Genomic DNA, 18,799 nt, shown 5'->3' on the forward strand with positions numbered 1-18,799 from the left:
CGCGCGCTCGGCCGCGCGGGCCACGGCCGCCAGGCGGCGCGCCGTCGCGAGGACGTCGCCCGCCAGGATGCCGTGGAAAGCGTCATCCATTTCGCCGAACGCGGCGCGCATGTGTTCGATCACGGCGCCGTGGCGGTGGTCATGTTCACCTCCGGCACCACCGGCCGCTCGAAGGCCGTGCCCCTGACCTGGGACAACCTGTGCGGCTCGGCGGCTGTTTCGAATGCCTCGCTCAACCGCCGCGGCGAGGGGCTGTGGCAGGCGGCGCTGCCCTTGTACCACGTGGGTGGCCTGCAGATAGTGGTGCGCAGCTTCCTGAACGCGAACCCGTTCATCCTCTACGAGCGCTTCGACGCCCGCCTCGTGCTGGCCGACGCCGCCCGTCGCGGCGCCACCCATATCTCGGTGGTCGACAAGATGCTGCAGGATATGCTGGCGGCGCCGAACGCCGACCAGCTGCGCCGCTATGTGTGCATCTTGCTGGGCGGGGGCCCGTTGAACGCGCAGACGCTCGGCGGCGCCTTGGCCGCGCGCGCCCGCGTGTACGCCAGCTACGGCATGACCGAGACATCCAGCAACATCGCGAACTCCCTGGTGCTGCCCGGTTTCACGGGCGGCATGCAGCTGCTTCCCGGCTATGAGGCGCGCATCGTGGACGCTGGGCCCGACGGGTTCGGCCGTCTTGCCGTGCGAGGCCCCGGGTTGTTCTCCGGCTATCTGAACGCCCGCGCCGCCTACACGGCCGATGGGTTCTTCCTCACGGGCGACACGGCGGCCATCGCGCCCGACGGCAAGCTGTACGTGAAGGAGCGCACCGACGACATGTTCGTCTCGGGAGGAGAGAACGTCTACCCCGCCGAGATCCGCGAGAAGCTGCTGCGCGTGCCCGGCGTCGCCGATGCCTATATCTTCGGCGCGCCCGACGAGAAATGGGGCCGCCGTCCGGTCGGCTTCATCGAGCGCGATGCGGCCTTCGACCTGCCCAGGCCCCTGTCCGCCTCCGTCGCCTCGAGCGCCGCGGGACAGCGCGGCCGCACCGTTTCCGACCGCATGTTCGCCCAGGAGGCGGCGCGCAGCGTGGCGTCCCAGCTGTCGCGCGTGTATCAGCCGAAGCACCTGTTCGTGCTCGATGCGTTCCCGCGCACGGGCATCGGCAAGGTGGACCGCTCGGCCCTGCGCAAGCTCTATGAGCAGCGCATCGAGGTCAAGCGCGTGAACCTGTACCGCATCCGCCTGCCTTTTCGCAAACCCTTCGCCACGGCGAAGGGGACGCTGTCGTTCCGCGAATCGCTGCTGGTGGAAGTGGTGGACTATGCCGGCCGTACGGGCCTTGGCGAGTGTGCGGCCTTCCCCACCGATTGGTATCTGCCCGAAACGCTCGATCAGGACCTGCGCATCCTGCAGGAGCAGCTCATCCCCCTGGTGCTGAACACGGTGCTCCTGCACCCCTCCGAGGCGGACGGCCTGCTGGCGGCGTGCCCGGGCGCCGACGCGCTGCCCATGGCGCGCGGGGCCATCGAGCCGGCGTTGTGGGATCTGTACGGCAAAATCGTCGGCCAGCCGCTTTGGAGGCTCATCGGCGGGCAGGCGCCCGACGATGGTCGGCCCGCATCGGCGTCGGCGGGTGCTGCCGTGCCCGTGGGCTCGGTGCCCGACACGCTGGCCGCCGTGCAGCGCTGCGTGGACGACGGGTACGCGCGCGTGAAGCTGAAGGTGACGCCGGGTACGGCGCCGTTTTGCGTGCAGGCGGTGCGCGAGGCGTTCCCTGACCTGGTCGTATCGCTGGATGCGAACCAAAGCTTCACCGAACGCGACCTTGACGTGCTGCGCGGCCTCGACGCGCTGGGAATCGCCTGGATCGAGGAGCCCCTCGATCCGCGGCGCACGCCGGCCAACGGCCCGCACGACCTGTTCGCGCGCCTGGCCCAGCTGCAGCGCCGCATCCAAACGCCGGTGTGCTTGGACGAGTCCATCTTCAGCGCAGGCAATCTGGCGAAGGCGCTCAAGCACCAGGAGCTGAAGTGCTACGCGCTCAAGATCGGGAAATTCGGCGGTATCCAGCCTGCGTTGCAATTCGTGCGCATGGCGAACGCGCGCGGCATGAGCGTGTGGATGGGCGGCATGTACGACACCGGCATCTCGCGGCGTATGCATGCGGCGTTCCAGATGCTGCCCGGCGTGGTCGACGCGGGCGACATCGGCGCCACCTCGCGCTACTTCGACGTCGACGTCACCGATCCGCCGTACACGGTGGAGCGCGGGATGGTCACGCTCGAACGCCGAGGCCACGAGCACGGCCTGGGCTGCACGCTCGATCGATCCGCCTTGTCGCGCGTGCTCATCGACCAGCGAACCTACGAGTAACCGGCGCCGCCCCGGCGGCGTTGCCGCGGCCCTGGGGGAGACGTTCTCCCCGGGGCCGCGGCGATTCCGGCGCACGGCGTTCGTCTTTTCGGGCCGTCGCTCCCTCGGTGCGCGCCGCCCTGCGGCCCCGGCCCGGTTTCGCGCGCGTCCCCGCCGCGCGAATCATCTCACGCAAAAACGCGCATACACCCCAAGCATTATTCATTTGCATCGGAAAATATCCTTTACGAATCCTTTAGAAAGCCTCGTGTGGGGTATAGTGGTGAGGACTGTTTACTCTGACGAGGAGGGTTCGATGAACAACGCTAACGAAGCGGCAGGCGCTTCAATGGCCGCTTCCGGCACGGTGGCAACCGGGTCCGGCGCGCTGCATGACCTGGAACATCACGGCAAGCTGGGCATTTTCCGTCTAGTAGCGTCGGTCATCACGCTGATCCTCGGCGCCGGCGTGTTCACGCTGTCCGGCGATCAGGCCGCCCATGGTGCCAACGGCGCCGCCATCCTGACGGCCTGGGGCATCTCGGCCGTGGGCGTGCTGTGCCTGGTCATGACGTTTTTTGCGCTGTCGCGCCTTAAGCCCCAGCTCAAGGGCGGCATCTACAGCTACGCCGCCGCCGGCTTCGGCGATTTTCTGGGCTTCAACAGCGCGTGGGGCTACTGGATCTCCGCCATCCTGTGCACCGTCAGCTTCTCCGCGCTCCTGTGCGGCGCCCTGTCGTACTTCTTCCCCGTCTTCGGCACGGGCAACAACCTGGCCTCCGTCATCGTGGCAAGCTGCATCATCTGGTTCTACGCGTTCCTGGTCAGCCGCGGCGTGAAGGAGGCGGCGGGCGTCAACCTGATCATCACCATCAGCAAGTTCGTCCCCATCTTCGTCGCGCTCACCGCCATCATCTTCTTCCAGAAGTTCGACGTGAACATCTTCATGGAGAACATGGCGCACGGCTCTGTGGAGGGTATGTCGTTCTTCGAGCAGGTCAGCGGCACCATGATGGTCACCATCTGGGTGTTCCTCGGCATCGAGGGCGCCGTGGCGATCTCCGGCCGAGCCAAGAAGGACAGCGACGTGGGCAAGGCCACCGTCATCGCCTTCGTCTGCGTGCTCACCATCTACCTGCTGGTCTCCACCCTGTCTATGGGCGTCATGCCGCTCTCCGAGCTCTCCGAGCTCTCCAACCCGGCGCTCGCCGGCGTCATGGAGCGCGCCGTGGGCCCGTGGGGTGCTACGCTCATCAACGGCGGCGTGGTGCTGTCCCTGGTCGGCGCCATGCTCGGCTACACCGTGCTCTCCGCCGAGTGCCCCTACGAGGCGGCGGCCCAGGGCGGTTTCGTGAAGGCGTTCGCCCGCGTGAACAAGAAGGGCGCGCCCATCGTCACGCTGGTCGTCACGAACCTGATCATCGAGATGTTCCTCGTCATCATGCTGTTCTCCGAGAGCACGTACCAGTTCTTCTACGCGCTGTCCGCCGGCATGATCTTGCTGCCGTACCTGCTTTCGGCTGCGTATTTCGCCAAGGTTGCTTTCACCGAGGCGGGTTCATTCAAGGGCAAGCTGGGCGTTCCCGTGCCCGTTTGGCGCGTGTTCGCCGTCTTCGGCGTCATCTATAGCGTGTTCCTTGCGTGGGCAAGCGGCGCCGTCGGCGTCACGCTCATGTCTATCCTGTATGCTCCTGGCATCTTGGTGTATATCAAGGGCAAGAAGGAGCGTAACCAGCCGTTCTTGGAAAACACGCTCGATCGCGTGGTCGCCGCCGTCATCCTCATCGCGGCCATCGTGTCGATCGGCCTGCTGGTCACGGGAACGGTTTCCATTTAGCGTAAGCCGCATGATATAGGTAGGAATCGGAAGAGGGACTGGACTGTGGAACTGCTTGAAGAGCGCATCAGGCGCGACGGTGTGGTGAAGTCGGAAGGCGTTCTGAAGGTGGATGGCTTTCTGAACCACCAGATGGACATCAACCTGTTCAACGAGATGGGCAAGGAGCTCAAGCGCCTGTTCGCCGACGCGCCCATCAACAAGATCCTCACCATCGAGGCTTCGGGCATCGGCATCGCCGCCGTGGTGGCACAGCATTTCAACGTGCCGGTGGTGTTCGCGAAGAAAAGCCAGTCCATTAACCTTGACGGCGACGTGTACTCCACGAAGATCCAGTCGTTCACGCATCAGCGCATCTACGATGTCATCGTGTCGAAGAAGTTCCTGAACGCCGACGACCACGTGCTGCTCATCGACGACTTCCTGGCAAACGGCTGCGCCCTGAACGGCCTCATCGACTTGGTCGAGGACGCGGGCGCCACGGTCGAGGGCATCGGCATCGCCGTGGAGAAGGGCTTCCAGCCCGGCGGCGACGATCTGCGCAGTCGTGGTTATCATCTGGAGTCGCTGGCCATCGTGCAGTCCATGAACCCGGAAACCGGTGAGATCGAATTCCGCCGATGAACATGCACATGAAGCCCTTCGATCACGACGAGCTGCTCAAGCTTGACGGCGACGTCCCGTTCGTCCGCTCCGTGCCGTACGGCATCTAGCATATCTTGGCCATGTTCGTGTCCAATCTGGTGCTGCCCCGGGATATGGAGGTCAAGGTCGCGGCTTCCGAAAAGTAACGGTTCCGTAAAACGCAGCCTGACTTTTGGATATAGCGTAAAGGAACCCCGTGAATGCGGGTTCGCATGCCAAAATAGAAGAGCTACCTGATTAGCAAGCCTCCGGTGTGCCGGGGGCTCGGAGGCGGGCCAAGTGCCCGCCTCTTCGATATGTACCCGACATAAGGAGACCCGCTTTTATGCACATAGGCTTAAGCCTGATTCTTGTCGTTTTGTTCCTGGCCATGAACGCGTTTTTCGTTATCGCCGAATTCGCTTTGGTGCGCGTTCGAAAATCCCAGCTCGAGCTGGCCGTCGAGCAAGGCAAGAAGGGTGCGAAAAGCGCCATGTACATTGCCGAGAACGTCAACCAGTACCTGTCCGCCTGTCAGCTGGGCATCACGTTGGCGTCGCTGGCATTGGGCTGGTTGGGCGAGCCCGCGTTCTCCGCTCTCATCCGCCCGCTGTTCGAGATGCTGCACTTGCCCGAGGCCTTGATCAGCGTGGTGGCCGTGGCCATCGGCTATTTCATCATGACCACGCTGCACGTGGTGGTGGGCGAGCTGATCCCCAAGTCGTTCGCCATCTTCGCCACCGAGCGCTATGCGCTGTTCACGGCTGGCCCGCTTATGGCGTTCTACAAGATTACTTACCCCATCATGATCCTGTTCAACGGCATCACCAACGGCGTGGTGCGCCTGACCGGCCATGACCCGGCCAACGAGCGCGAGGTGTACACGGGCGACGAGATCAAGCTGCTCATCGACGAGTCCACGGAAAGCGGTCTCATCGACCCCGAGCAGAACGAGTTCGTGGACAACATCTTCGACCTGGGCGACAAGGACGCCGAGGCCATCATGACCCCGCGAACCGATCTGGTGTGCATCGACCTTGAGGATTCGCTGGAAGAGAACATGGCGCTGGTCACGCGCTACAAGTACACGCGCTACCCCGTGTGCCGCGAGACCAAGGACCGCATCGTGGGCTTCGTGCACGTGAAGGATCTGTACCTGATGCAGAAGGGCTCCACCATCGACGATCTGCCCGTGCGCACCATCGAGGCCGTGCCCGAGAGCATCCCTGTGGCGAAGCTGCTGCAGGTGCTGCAGGAGGGCTCCACGAAGATCGCCGTGGTGGTCGATGAGCACGGCGGCACTGCCGGCATCGTCACCATGACCGACATCATGGAGCAGATCGTGGGCCACGTCGATGACGAGTACCGCCACGCCGACAGCGAGCTGGTGAAGAAGCTCACCGACGACACCATGATGATCGACGGCGGCATGGCCGTGGGCGACTTCGTGGAGCTCATCGGCTTCGTGCCCGAGGATGCCGAGGACTGCGAGACGCTCGGCGGCCTGATCATGGACGTGCTCGACCGCATCCCCTCCGAGGGCGAGAGTCTGACGCTCGAGGGCAAGGAGGCCACGGCGAAGCTGACGGTGGTGCGCATGGATCGCCATCGCATTGACCGCGTGAAGCTGGTGCTCACCCCGAAGCCCAAGCAAGAGGAAGAAGAATAACAAGAAGGCCTCCCATTCGGGAGGCCTTCGTTTTGCCCTGCGTTAGCGAGCTCGGGTGTGTGCATTCCGCTTTCACGCCGCTTCCCGGCGCAGACGCCGGGGCGTTTTCAGAGAGCGGGGGTTCGGAGCGAGCCGACCTGGCAGCTGCACGTTCGCGGCTTCAACCGCGCGTTCGCCCTGCTACTCGACCTTCACGCCGGCGAAGCGCTCGGCGTTATGCCACAGGATGTTCTCCAGCTCATCCTCGGTGAAGCCGGCGGTGGTGAGCGTGCGGTATTCCTCGGCGGGGTCCCACATGGGGAAGTCGCTGCCGAACATGATGCGGTCGGTGCCCCACATGCGCGTGAGCTCCACCGTGCGGCGCTGTCCTAGGAAGAACTGCGAGCTGGATTCGTCAAGGAACACGCGGTCGTTCATGGCCACCTCGTGCAGGATGTCGTAACCCACCTCGTAGCGTGACCAGCAGCCGAAATGCGCCGCGTCCACTACCAGGTCGGGGAACGTGCGCAGGATGTTCACCAGGCGGCGCGGGTGCGAGTAGTCGTAGCGGTAGTCGCCCGTGTGGATGACCACGGGCAGCCCCAGCTGCTCGCAGATGGCGTACACCTCCATGAGGCGCGGGTCGTCCATGTCCACCTTCTGCGTGTCGGGATGCAGCTTGACGCCGCGAAGGCCCAGCTCGACAGCGCGCTGCAGCTCGGCAGCGGGGTCCTCGAAGTCCTGCTGCATGGCGGCAAAGCCGATGAACTCGGGGTGCGCTTGGCACTGCTTCGCGATGAAGTCGTTGATGGCGGTGACGGCGTGCGCGGTGGTGGCAACGGAGTGCACGATGAAGTGCGTGATGGGCGCGCGGTCCTTCGCTGCAAGCAGGCCGTCGGCCGTGCCATCGCCGAACATGTCAACGTTGTAGAAGTCCCCGACGGCCTCCACGGCCTTCGGGGCGATTTTGTCGGGATAGATATGCGCATGCGCATCGATAACGGCCATAATGCAACTCCTCATTTGGAAACTTCCCCGATTGTACGGCAGCGCAAAGCCGCGTTCGCCGGACATTTCGGGAAATCTGCTGGCAGAGGCAATGGGGTTTGGGTGTTGGAATGCGCAGGGGCGCGGCTGTTGCCGCGCCCCTGCGCTTGCGGGCTGCGATTCGCACAAAGCCCGCTCGTATCCGGTTGCAGCCTAGTTCAGGCCGTACTCCGCCAGAAGCGCCTGGCCGCCCATGGTGGTGGGGGCGGCGTCGCCGGCTTCGCTCAGGAAGCAGGACGGGCGAACGATGGCCATGCGCTTGCCGTTCTCGCTCTTCACGCGCATCACCTGCATCTTCGTGCGCTCGGCCAGCTCCAGCTCGGCCTTGCTGAAGTGCGACAGCACCAGCAGGTGCTTGGCCTTCGCCACGCCGCCCATGAAGTCGCGGCGCTCGGAGTCCATGATGCGGTTGCGCTCGCCGTCGGTGCTGATCACCTCGAAGGCGTTGCGCTGCGGGAAGAAGCCGTCGATGCAGCCGACCACGAACATGTTGTCGTACTCGGTGCCGCACAGGTTCTGCGGCAGGCAGATGTGCACGACGTGCGGGTCCTCGGTCCACACCGGGTCGGAGATGGCGGCCTGCTCAAGTTCGAGCAGGCTCTTCGCCGTCTCATCGCCCACCATGTCGGCGGCGACGGCCTCGAATTCGCTGATGCCCTCGGCGCCGATGGCCTTCATGAGGCCGAAGCCGCGGCGCGTGGCGTTCTTCTCAAGGAAGTCCTGACCGGAGCGCCACTTCTCGGCCAGCGTGCGAGCGCGCAGGAACGGCTCCTTCGCGCCGAAGCCGGCGTTGCCCACCTGTTGGAGCGCCTGGTACAGCGTGAGGCCCTCGGCCTCGGCGAAGTCTTGCAGGCCCATCCAGGCGTCGGAGTTCGTCAGCGCGTTGTCGAAGCCGCACCAGCTGCGCCATGCGATCATGTCGGTGGGGTCGGCCAGCAGTCCCAGCTTCGTGTACGCCACGAGCGCGCGGGAGCGCGTGGAGTCGCGCGGGTCGCCCGCAAGCGTGCCGGCGGCGCCGGCGGCCGATACGTTGAAGCCGCGGCGGCGCAGCATCTTCTCCACCATCACGGCCCAGCGGCGGTTGGGGACGACGACGCAGGTGAGGGCCTCGCGCGCATCTTCCTGGCCGTCCATCAGCTTGCGCAGGTACTTCGTCAGGCCGTTGAGCTCGTCCTCAGGCGTGTTCCACTTGATGGACTGCACGCCCTGCGGCAGGCCCTCGGCCCCGGCGGCGCGCTCGATGGGCGTGGCGCTGCCGGCGATGTAGGCGCTATCCATGTCGCCTTCGGTGCACAGCGCATCGGCCAGCGCGATGATCTGCGGGTTTCCGAACGCGCCCTGCAGATGGAACACCTCCACGTCGCGGCGCACGGCCTCGAACTTCAGGAACCCCTCGATGTAGGGGTGGTTGCCGCGCTTGGACATCATCTGGTTGGGGTTGCCCGCCACCATGATCTGCTTGTCGGCCAGCAGGCACAGCACCGTCTGCTCGGCGTGGGAGAAGTTCTGGAAGTCGTCGGCCAGCACGTAGGCGAAGCTGCCGCGAGCGCCCTCGCCGGCGTCGCTTTTCAGGAAGTCGGCGGCAAGCATGGGGGCCTCGCCGGCAAGCATGGCGCCGCGCAGCTTCAGGATGCGCGTGGCGTAAGCCAGCAGGTTGTCCGCCGCGGTGCCGGCGTTCCACTCTTCGCGCGGCTCATAGCCGGCCATCTTGCGGTCCAGGAAGCCCAGCATGCTGCGCAGCTTGCGCGGATGCTCGCCGATGGTCTTCAAATCCTCCAGGAAGAAGTTGTACTCGGCGCTGTTGAGGATGCGCGGAACGCGGCCGGTGGCCTCGCGGGCGGCGGGCTCGTCGAGCACCGACACGGCGGCGTCGAGCGCGGTGCACACGCGCACCGACAGGGCGGCGCCGATGAGGTTTGCGGGAAGGGCGCGGCGCAGACGCTTGCGGAAGGCCTGCGCGGCGAAGGCGTTGGTGACCGCTACCAAGATGGATGCGGGAGCTTCCCCGTTCTGGATAAGGTGCGCGCAGCGCGCCACGAGCGCCTGCGTCTTGCCGCTGCGCTCGGCGCCCTCGACCTTGGCGAGGCGCCCATCGAATGCGGCGATGGTATCTATCATGTGAAACTCCCTTCGGTAGCGGCTATCTGGGGCCCCGTCGCGTGCGCGCGGCACACGACGGGGCGGTTTTCAAAAGGTGGCGAAGACGTTGCCGCACAGGCGGCGCCTTCCGACGGGCGCGGCTGTTCTGCGGCGGGGCGCGCTTGCGGCCCCCGCAAAAGGCCTTTAGGCCTCGAACACCTTGCTCGTGCCGTCAGTATACTCCACGGTCCACGTGCGGTACGTCGGCGCGAACGTAGGCTCATCAAGTTCGAACACAAGCTCCGGCGGCTCCATGCCGCCGCCGACGACGTCCTTGCCGTCAGCGGCATGCGCGTCGGCCTCCATCAGCTCGGGCGATTCCAGGAACGCCTCTGCGGCTGCTGCCTCTGCGGCGGCGCGCTCGGCTTCGGCAGCTGCCTCGGCCTCTGCGACGGCTGCCTCCTCGGCGGCCTTGCGCTCGGCGAACGCGGCTGCGCCGGCTTCCATTTGCGCGGCCCAATCATCATCCGAGGGCATGCTCACGCGGGCGATTGAGTCGGTGCTGCCCAGCTTGCCCTCGTTGTAGGCGTCGCGCACGAGCGATAGCATGTCGGCGGCGTCCTCGGCGATGCCGCTCACGTCGTTCATGCGCAGGCGCACGGGCAGCGTGCCGTTCTGCAGGTCCACCTCAAGCCATGTGAACGCAAGCTCGCGCCCGTCTTCGATCTCCTTCTGGCGCTTGTTGTAGATGAGCGCCTGGTTGCCCAGCTTGCGGAACTGGTTGCGGAACCAATCGCGCATCACGTCGTTCCACAGCTCGTCGGAGCCCTCATCGCCTGCCGCCAGATACTGGCGCGTGCCCAGCTTCACCAGCATGTGCATGGTGTTCTCCACCGGGGCGTCCTCGCCCGCGGCGGCGTGCGTGCGCACCAGCGTCGACCCGACGTAGGCGTAGCTGCGGCCGATCTCCAGTCGCAGCTCCTCGCAGTCCACGCGCTCGTCCAGGTCCAGTATCAGCGTCATCGAAGGCCTTGGTTGTGCCATGTCCTTTACCCCTAACTCTTCGTTCGGCGAACGCCTTGCGGGCTACCCGAATCGGGTTCGTCCCAGGTCATCCGCCTGCGTCCTCTTCGCTAATCAAAGTATAAATGCCCAGTTCAGAGCAAAATCATCCCGCAAGGATGATATGCGCGTGCTCATACAATCCCACCCTTATGATTCCCGTCCGGCGCACCGCCGTACCATCGGGTCATCGCATTGGGAACGCTGCGCCGTAGCCGCATCCGGCCCGGCCGCCACCTCCTCCCTCCCTTCCCCCTTGCAGGCGGAGGCAGGGTGCCGGCACGGCGCCGCGTTCCCAATGCGGGAGACGAAGGAGAAACGAATCAGAAAAGGAGAGGAGGGGCATATGGCGATACTATCTTTGACTCGCCGCAGCTTCCTGAAGGCGTCCGCTATGGCGGGTGCCGCCGCGACCGTGGGGTTCGCGGCAGCGCCGTCCGCGGCTCTGGCCGAAGGCGCCGACCCGACGGCCGGCGAAGTGAAGCGCATCCGCTCGTGCTGCCGTGCGTGCGGCAAGGTCGAGTGCGGCACGTGGGTCACCGTTCAGGACAACAAGGTGATCAAGGTCGAGGGCGATGAGTCCAACGCTCACAGCCGCGGTCACTGCTGCGCGAAGTCTCAGTCGTCGATGCTCGCACTGTACCACCCCGATCGTCTGCGCTACTGCCTGAAGCGCACGAACCCCAAGGGCGAGGACGATCCCGGTTGGGTCCGCATTTCCCTGGCCGATGCCTTCGATGAGGCCGGCGCCAAGCTCAACGAGATCGTGGAGAAGTACGGCGGAGAGGCCAATTTCGCCATGGGCGGCACGTCCCGCGTGTGGGCACAGCCCCCGTACGGCACGCTGAAGTCCATCTTCCCGACCCCGAACGCCCATCTTGCGTACGAGATCTGCAAGGGCCCGCGCCACTTCGCCGGTATCCTGACCGACGAGATCGGCTCGCCCTGGATGGAAGTCGAGCAGGGTCCGCTGGTGTACGTGCAGTGGGGCACCGCCGCCGAGTACTCCAACTACGACTCCACGAACCGCACGGTCGTGGACTGCTCGCAGCGCGCTTACAAGCATATATTGGTGGACCCGCGCATGACGCCGCTGGGAAAGGAAGCCGACCTGTGGCTGCCGCTGCGCGTCGGTACCGACCTGTGCCTTTCCCTGACCTGGCTCAAGTGGATCCTGGACAACGAGGCCTATGACGACCTGTTCGTCCGCCGTTGGACCAACGCCCCGTTCCTGTGGAACCCCGAGAAGGACGGCCGCACGAAGAAGGGCTGGTTCCAGGAGATGAACGGCGGCGTGGATATGGAATCCCGTATCCTGACCGAGGCCGATGTCGACCGCGAGTGGATCAGCCAGTGGTGGGAGCCGGCGGACGAGAAGTACAGCTATCGCCGCTTCATCTGCTGGGACGAGAACAACAACAAGCCCACCTACTGGGATGCCGAGGCGTGCCAGTGGGAAGGCGAGAAGCATAAGATCCCGACGACCGGCACCTGGATCGAGCATCCGTACAAGCCGATCATCGCCGACGCATGGCTTCCCGACCCGTCGCACTTCGCCGACCCGGCCGACCCGTCCTACGACGCGTATTGGAACGAGGGCAACGAGGGCGGCAAGAAGTCCAACCCCATGGGCCTGCCGAAGAACCCCGCGCTGTTCCCCGGCGGCGTGGACATCAAGCTGAAGAACGGCACCACCATCAAGGCCGGCACCGTTTGGGAGGCCTTCTCCGACAGCCTGTCCGAGTACACGCCCGAGTACTGCGAGAGCGTGACCGAGGTTCCCGCCGAGAAGATCGTCGAGGCCGTGAAGATCTACACCACGCGCCTGAACCCCCTGCACGGCAACGGCGGCATCCACTACCAGCTGGCTCCCGACCAGACGGGCCACGCGGTGCAGAACTCCCGTGCCCTGCAGCTGATCGCCTGCATCACCGGCAACTCCGACGAGCCCGCCGGCAACCGCGGCTCCTCCAAGGCCGAGGTCGACGGCTGCTGCGGCCGCGCGAACATGAAGGTCACCGACCATGCTCCTCAGGACTGGGGCATCCGCGAGGGCGTTGGCACCATGGAGCTGGGCAACACCCCGCGCGACCTGTCCATCGAGGACCAGGTGCCGCTGATCCAGAGCTTCGTGCAGCACCTCATCGACGTGAAGTCCCCGCTGGCCGAGCGCTATGGCAACCACGTGCCCTCCGCCGAGGAGGCTCGCTGGATCGCCGAGCGCAAGGGCGGCGCCTACAAGAGCTCCCGCGCATGGCCGGGCCTGAAGACCAGCTTCGACAGCAATGCCAAGCAGATCTCCGCAGAGCGCTTCCCGCTGCTTCGCTACTGGAACCGCTGGGCCGACTCCGCGACCATCTGGGACTCCATCAACGGCATCGACACCCCGTATCAGATCCACGGCGGCGTGTGCATGTCCGGCGACTTCATGAACGAGTCCAACCTGCTTGAGGCCTGGGAGGCCCTGACCCGCCTGGACTTCTGGCTGGACTTCAACCTGTGGAGCTGCCCGAACAACGGCTGCGCCGACATCGTCATCCCCGTCCTGCACTGGCTCGAGGTCAACACCGGCCGCGTGTCCCAGGGCGCCGGCGGCATCTTCGGCGCAGGTCAGCGCGCCGTCGAGCCGATGGGCGATTGTATCTACGACCCGGTCGCCGTCATCTGCCTGTACCTGGGCATGGCGAAGGCGGTCTCGGGCAAGGAGCATCCGACCCGCGCCGACATCCCTGCCGACCGCACGTCCGTGATCTGGAACGACCGCGACCTGAACTACGACGGCTGGAACAACCTGGACTACAACGAGTTCGTGCAGATGGGCGGCAGCATCACCTACGAGCAGCAGGAGTATCGCGTGCTCAAGGACGCTACCGACTGGTGGCGCATCGAGGAGTTCAAGGACAAGGAGAGCAAGCCCGAGCAGGTCATCCCGGCGTTCCCAAGCTATGCCGACGCCGAGAAGCCCGCGCAGGCCATCAACGACGTGGCGGGCCCGGACTTCCCCGAGTACGCCGCGAAGTTCCAGGAAGAGGGCTGGTTTGACTGCCGCAAGTGGCATCCCGAGCGTTGGGGCACGTATCGTCGCTGGGAGATGGGTTACCGTCGCCAGCAGGGCGGCTACAACCTGTACTCCGCCGTCGACGAGAAGTGCGGCTTCATGACCCCGACCGCCAAGGTCGAGGTGTGGTCCACCATCGCCGAGACCTACATCCCGGACACCACCAAGACGTTCGCGGAGAGCTGCAGCCCGGACCGTGCCGCCTATGACGGGAAGATCCCCGACATCGACAAGTTCCCGCACTGGTTCGAGCCGAAGAACTCCAAGGTGGAGGCCCCGCGCTACTACCACAAGGACCAGGCGGATCAGATCGCCACGACGGACTCCTACATCAATGACAACTACAAGGGCGATCATCTGATGGAGGAGTACAAGGAGAACCTGCAGAAGTACGGCGACGACCACGCGTTCATCATGACCACCGGTTCCCGTCAGCCCGTGTACTTCCACTCCGAGCACCGTCAGCTGCCCTGGTGCCGCGAGCTGTGGCCGTCCCCGCGCGTCGAGATCAACCCGAAGGACGCCGCGCGCATGGGCATCGAGCAGGGCGACTGGGTGTGGATCCGCACCCCGTGGGGCGCGGTTCGCGAGGTCGCCGACCTGTACTACGGCATCAAGGAAGGCACCATCAACGCCAACCATGCCTGGTGGTACCCCGAGATGGACACCGCAAGCCACGGCTTCGAGCTGGTCGGCATCAACTGCTGCATGGACAAGTACGCCCAGTGCTGGGTGTGCGGCGCCTCGCAGCTGCGCGGCATCCCGGCGCTGATCTACAAGGCCACGGCGGAGAACTCCCCGTTCAAGAACCCGGTGCCGTGCGATCCGGAGGGCAACCCCGCCATCACGAACGCCAACGACCCGCGTCTGAAGGAATGGTTGTCCAACGACCCGCGTCTTGCCGATGCCAAGGTGGAGCTGACCTTCGCCAATATGGACGCGAAGGGCTGCCAGCCGTCCATCCAATCCCCGGAGGTCCTGGTCACCGGCAAGCTGCCCAAGGGCGAGTGCGGAAGCGATGCCCTCGGCCAGTACAGCAACAAAGGCCAGCTGAGCGACAAGCTCGGCTCTTACAAATAAGGAAAGGAGGTAACAACCCATGGCAAATTACGCGATCATCACCGACCTGAACCGTTGCACCGGCTGCTTGGCCTGCACGGTCGCCTGCAAGGCGATCAACGGCGTCGACGTCGGCAACTTCTGGATCAAGACGCTGCGCATCGGTCCGCACCCCATCGAGGACGGCTCGGGCGATTACCCGGACGTGGAGATGTACTTCCTTCCGGTCCAGTGCCAGCACTGCAAGAACCCCGAGTGCGTGCGCGTGTGCCCGACCGGCGCGTCCCACATCCGCGAGGACGGCACCGTGCAGATCGACAAGTCCAAGTGCATCGGCTGCCGCTTCTGCGCTCTGGCCTGCCCGTACGGCGTGCGTTACCTCAACGAGGAGGAGCGCGTCGTCGAGAAGTGCACCATGTGCGAGCAGCGCATCAGCCAAGGCGAGCTGCCGCAGTGCGTGGCCCAGTGCGGCGCCCGCGCTCGCTTCTTCGGCGACCTTGACAAGGGCGTCGACAGCTTCGAGGGCCCGGCGCATCCGGACAGCCCCGGCTGCCAGTACGACGAGATGACCAAGACCCGCGTCAAGCTCAAGGACTACGTCGAGGCGTACACGGAAAGCGATATCCATCATCTCAAGGACGCAGGCAACAAGCCTAAGCTGATGTACCTGCTCCGCGAGGGCCGAAAGTGGAGGGAGTAGACTCATGAATCCGGAATGGCCTCTAATCCTCTTCACCTTCTTCCTGTGCCTGTCCGGCGGCATCTTGGGCGCACAGGGCCTGCTCACCGTGCTCGGCAAGGGCAAGAAGATGCAGAACGTGGCGCTCATCGCCGCGCTGGCGACGCTTGTTATCGGCGGCATCTGCGTGTTCATGCACCTGCAGCATTGGGAGCGCATCTTCAACGCGTTCGGCGCGCTGCTTGCCGGTAACGGCTACGGCGTGTCCGGCATCACCCTCGAGCTGTGGGGTTGCGTCGTGGAGTTCATCGCGATCGCGCTGTTCTTCCTGTTCGCCCGCCGCGCCGAGGACGGCGTCGCCCCGAAGTGGGCCGGCATTCTGGCCATCATCGTGGGCCTGGCGCTTCCCATGGTCACCGGCGACTCCTATCTGATGCCGTCGCTGCCCACGTGGGATACCCCGCTTCTGATCGTGTACTACCTGACGAACACGATCTTCATGGGCGGCCTGGCCGCGCTCGTGATCGCCGGCCTCACCGGCGACGTTGAAGCTCGCGACTTCATGGTCAAGACCGCCCTGGTCGGCGCCGTGGCCCAGCTGGTCATCGTGCTGGCGTACGCGATCGTGATCAACGGCTCCGCCGCCACGTATTCCGCCGATATCGCGTTCTACTTCGACCCGACGCTGCCCGACGTGCCCATGGTCGACCGCGCCGCCGTCGTCGGCAGCCTGCTGGCCGGCTCCAACGCCGTGATGTTCTGGCTGGGCGCCATCATCGTAGGCATCATCGCCCCTGCCGCCATCCTGTGGCTCGGCAAGGCGAAGGAAGGCCAGCAGCTGGCCATCTACGCCGGCGGTGCAGGCGTGTGCTGCATCATCGGCGGCATCATCTGGCGCGTGCTCCTGTACTCGGCAGCGATGCACATCTTCGCCCTGTTCTAAGAGGCGAAGGGCGCAAGGCCGGTTCTGGTCGGCCGGCCTTGCGGGCGAGTAGGTGGGAAAACACCTGTTCGCAAGCTGAAAAGGCGTGTTGGAGGGGGCTTACCTGAACGCCCCGCTTTCGGCAACGGAAGCCCCCTCGTATACGCGTTTTCGAACAGCCCCGACCGGGGCTTCGCGCATAGGAAGAGGAATCCGAAAGACAAGGAGAGGGGTCTTCATGAGCGAAGAGAAGAAGGAGGGCGCGCAGGCGGCCGCCCCGCAGGACGTCGGCGCGGCTGCCGATGCGGCGCCTGCGCAGCCCGCTGCGAAGAAGGCGAAGGAGCCGATGAGCGTCTCGCGCCGCTCGCTGCTCATCGGCGTGGGCGGTACGGCCGCGCTGCTGGGATTGGGCGCCCTGCGCTATGCCGGGCACGTGCCGTTGAACCGCCCGCCGGGAGGCCAGGACGAGGCGCACCTGGTCAGCGCCTGCATCCGCTGCGAGAAATGCTACGAGGCGTGCCCGCGCCACGTCATCAAGCCGGCCAAGATCGAGGACGGCCTCCTGGGGATGCGCAGTCCCCAGCTTGACTTCAGCGCCGATTACTGCGACTTCTGCGCCGAGGAGAACGGCGGCGTGCCGCTGTGCGTGGCCTCGTGCCCTACCGAGGCGCTGCAGCTTCCCGCCGGCGCGGATGCGCATAATACCATCATCGGCCTGGCCGAGATCGACCGCAAGACGTGCCTGGCGTTCCGCGACACGGGCTGCCATTTCTGCTTCGACGCCTGCCGCGATGCCGGCTACGACGCCATCCAGCTCGATGGCAACGGCTACAGCCCGCGCCCGTACGTGATCGAGGACAAGTGCGTCGGCTGCGGCGCCTGCGAGAGCGTGTGCGTGTCGCTGCAGCAAGGTTCCATCGTCGTGGGAGCCACCGAGCGCGCCATCGTCGTCCGTCCTGCGTCCTCGTTGTAAGGAGGTTGCCGTGAAACTGAGCAAGATCCGCACCATCGTGGCGGCCGCCGTGTTCTGCGTTCTGGCCGTGGGCCTGATCGCGGGCATCAACATGGGCACGCTGTCCGGCTTCGGCTTCGATTCTTTCAGCGCGCTGTGCCCGCTCGGCGCCATCACCACCATGTTGGCTACCAAGACCCTGGTCCCGCGCGCCGTGTTCAGCATCATCATCATGGCGCTGCTGGTGTTCCTGTTCGGCCGCGCGTTCTGCGGCTGGATCTGCCCTGTGCCCGTGCTGGGCAAGCTGCGCGCGTTCTTCCGTTCGCCGAAGAAGCGCCGCGAGCTGGAGCAGGCGAAGCGCGATGAGGCGCTCGATATCGCCAAGTTCGAGCTGGGCTGCGGCGGGAAGGGCGGCTGCGAGAGCTGCAGCGCCTGCAAGCAGCAGCGCACCAAGCTGGATTCGCGCCACTATGTGCTGGGCGGCGCGCTTCTGTCCACGGCCATCTTCGGCTTCCCGGTGTTTTGCCTGGTGTGCCCCATCGGCCTGACCTTCGCCACCGTGCTGGTGTTCTGGCGCCTGTTCGCCAACGCGGACATGACCGTGGCCGTGGTCCTCATCCCGTTGATGCTGATCATCGAGCTGGTCTTCTTGCGTAAATGGTGCACACGCTTCTGCCCCATGGCCGGCCTCATGAACCTGATGGGCCGTTTCAGCCGTACGTTCAAGCCCGTCATCGATGACGCGAAGTGCCTTGAGACGTCGAAGGGCACGGCTTGCAGCCGCTGCGCCATGGTGTGCGAGGCGGACATCAACCTGCGTCATCCGGACTACGGCGAGCGTACGCTGGCGGACTGCACGCGCTGCAACGCCTGCGTGGACGCCTGCCCGGCCAACGCCATCACCATGCCGGTGGTCGCCAAACGCGGGCAGGATGTGAAGCTGGCTCCTAACGAGAGATAACCGATTCGAAAGGCAAGCGCCCCTTGTGCATCCTCTTCGCGCCAAGGGGCGCTCTGCCGATTGCCGTGTGTTGGCGATCCCCCTCCCTTCAACATGCGGCGATATCCGCCCCGGGCCCCATCGGCCCGGGGCGGTTCTCATAGGCCGCGTTTCGGGTCCCTTTCCCGGTACGCGGTTTCCGCCCCGGGCTTTCCCCGCCGGCCTGGGGTTGTTTTGCCTGGCTGCGTGTCGGGGTCCCCTTGCTCCGACGCGCGCCGTCCGCCCCGGGCCTTCGCTGGCGCCGGGGCGGTTTTGCCCGGTTGCGTTTCGGGTTCTTTTCCCGCTGCGCGCCATCAGCCCCGGTGACCGTCCGCCTCGGGCTTTCGCTGGCGCCGGGGCGGTTTTCTTTGTGGGAAAGTCCGCAGCGAAGCGGGGATGTGTCTAGAATACGTTGCGTACCACGGGTAAGCGTGCCCAAGCTGTGCATTCGCGCTTCCGCGCCGCACGCGCCAGTTTTCCGGGGTTCCAGAAACACAATCGATATGCAGG

General features: G+C 65.3%; 12 protein-coding genes. 9 read left to right on the forward strand and 3 right to left on the reverse strand.

The window, feature by feature from the left end; all coding sequences use genetic code 11:
* From menC to SFHG_RS01000, 4 genes are all read left to right on the forward strand, one after another.
* Positions 1-2,364, forward strand: a 2,364-nt coding sequence (gene menC, locus SFHG_RS00985) for an o-succinylbenzoate synthase (RefSeq protein WP_042432361.1), incomplete at its 5' end; no start/stop codon positions are given.
* Between the two features lie 295 nt (positions 2,365-2,659).
* On the forward strand, positions 2,660-4,180 hold the full coding sequence (locus SFHG_RS00990) for a basic amino acid/polyamine antiporter (RefSeq protein ID WP_222859224.1): 1,521 nt from the start codon (positions 2,660-2,662) through the stop codon (positions 4,178-4,180).
* Positions 4,181-4,225: 45 nt separating this feature from the next.
* The gene (locus tag SFHG_RS00995) at positions 4,226-4,804 is read left to right on the forward strand and encodes a xanthine phosphoribosyltransferase (RefSeq protein ID WP_042432364.1); all 579 of its coding nucleotides are present in this window, start codon (positions 4,226-4,228) and stop codon (positions 4,802-4,804) included.
* A gap of 346 nt (positions 4,805-5,150) precedes the next feature.
* Complete coding sequence (locus SFHG_RS01000) at positions 5,151-6,473, forward strand: hemolysin family protein (RefSeq protein ID WP_042432367.1); 1,323 nt, start codon at positions 5,151-5,153, stop codon at positions 6,471-6,473.
* 180 nt (positions 6,474-6,653) lie between these two features.
* Here the strand turns inward: SFHG_RS01000 and SFHG_RS01005 are convergent, their stop codons facing one another.
* The 3 genes from SFHG_RS01005 to SFHG_RS01015 form a co-directional block, all read right to left on the reverse strand.
* On the reverse strand, positions 6,654-7,460 hold the full coding sequence (locus SFHG_RS01005; RefSeq protein WP_042432369.1) for an amidohydrolase family protein: 807 nt from the start codon (positions 7,458-7,460) through the stop codon (positions 6,654-6,656).
* Between the two features lie 192 nt (positions 7,461-7,652).
* The gene (locus SFHG_RS01010) at positions 7,653-9,617 is read right to left on the reverse strand and encodes a UvrD-helicase domain-containing protein (RefSeq protein ID WP_081468860.1); all 1,965 of its coding nucleotides are present in this window, start codon (positions 9,615-9,617) and stop codon (positions 7,653-7,655) included.
* A 165-nt stretch (positions 9,618-9,782) separates the two neighbouring features.
* Positions 9,783-10,601 (reverse strand): hypothetical protein, encoded by an 819-nt coding sequence (locus SFHG_RS01015; RefSeq protein ID WP_202898025.1) that lies wholly within the window; start codon positions 10,599-10,601, stop codon positions 9,783-9,785.
* Positions 10,602-10,986: 385 nt separating this feature from the next.
* Between SFHG_RS01015 and SFHG_RS01020 the strand changes: the two genes are divergently transcribed.
* The 5 genes from SFHG_RS01020 to SFHG_RS01040 all read left to right on the forward strand — a co-directional run bounded on the left by SFHG_RS01020 (position 10,987) and on the right by SFHG_RS01040 (position 18,271).
* Positions 10,987-14,778, forward strand: coding sequence for a molybdopterin dinucleotide binding domain-containing protein (locus SFHG_RS01020; protein WP_042432375.1), 3,792 nt, complete (start codon positions 10,987-10,989; stop codon positions 14,776-14,778).
* A gap of 19 nt (positions 14,779-14,797) precedes the next feature.
* A complete protein-coding gene (locus SFHG_RS01025; RefSeq protein WP_042432378.1) occupies positions 14,798-15,457 on the forward strand; it encodes a 4Fe-4S dicluster domain-containing protein in 660 nt (219 codons plus the stop codon).
* A 4-nt stretch (positions 15,458-15,461) separates the two neighbouring features.
* Entirely contained in the window at positions 15,462-16,379 is a 918-nt protein-coding gene (locus SFHG_RS01030; RefSeq protein WP_042432381.1) for a dimethyl sulfoxide reductase anchor subunit family protein, read from the forward strand.
* A 217-nt stretch (positions 16,380-16,596) separates the two neighbouring features.
* Positions 16,597-17,331 (forward strand): 4Fe-4S dicluster domain-containing protein, encoded by a 735-nt coding sequence (locus SFHG_RS01035; RefSeq protein WP_081468861.1) that lies wholly within the window; start codon positions 16,597-16,599, stop codon positions 17,329-17,331.
* 10 nt (positions 17,332-17,341) lie between these two features.
* Positions 17,342-18,271 carry a 4Fe-4S binding protein gene (locus SFHG_RS01040; protein WP_042432384.1) on the forward strand — a complete coding sequence of 310 codons (930 nt, stop codon included), beginning with the start codon at positions 17,342-17,344 and terminating at the stop codon, positions 18,269-18,271.
* Positions 18,272-18,799: the final 528 nt, after the last annotated feature.

This window comes from Senegalimassilia anaerobia JC110 (genome assembly GCF_000236865.1).
GTDB classification, from domain to species: Bacteria; Actinomycetota; Coriobacteriia; order Coriobacteriales; family Eggerthellaceae; genus Senegalimassilia; species Senegalimassilia anaerobia.

Excerpts from the sequence above, each read along its gene's own strand:
- SFHG_RS01020 (WP_042432375.1), top strand. The coding sequence starts at position 10,987 with ATGGCGATACTATCTTTGACTCGCCGCAGCTTCCTGAAGGCGTCCGCT.
- SFHG_RS00990 (WP_222859224.1), top strand. The coding sequence starts at position 2,660 with ATGAACAACGCTAACGAAGCGGCAGGCGCTTCAATGGCCGCTTCCGGC.
- SFHG_RS01035 (WP_081468861.1), top strand. The coding sequence starts at position 16,597 with ATGAGCGAAGAGAAGAAGGAGGGCGCGCAGGCGGCCGCCCCGCAGGAC.
- SFHG_RS01025 (WP_042432378.1), top strand. The coding sequence starts at position 14,798 with ATGGCAAATTACGCGATCATCACCGACCTGAACCGTTGCACCGGCTGC.
- SFHG_RS01000 (WP_042432367.1), top strand. The coding sequence starts at position 5,151 with ATGCACATAGGCTTAAGCCTGATTCTTGTCGTTTTGTTCCTGGCCATG.
- SFHG_RS01010 (WP_081468860.1), bottom strand. The coding sequence starts at position 9,617 with ATGATAGATACCATCGCCGCATTCGATGGGCGCCTCGCCAAGGTCGAG.
- SFHG_RS01015 (WP_202898025.1), bottom strand. The coding sequence starts at position 10,601 with ATGACGCTGATACTGGACCTGGACGAGCGCGTGGACTGCGAGGAGCTG.
- SFHG_RS01005 (WP_042432369.1), bottom strand. The coding sequence starts at position 7,460 with ATGGCCGTTATCGATGCGCATGCGCATATCTATCCCGACAAAATCGCC.
- SFHG_RS01030 (WP_042432381.1), top strand. The coding sequence starts at position 15,462 with ATGAATCCGGAATGGCCTCTAATCCTCTTCACCTTCTTCCTGTGCCTG.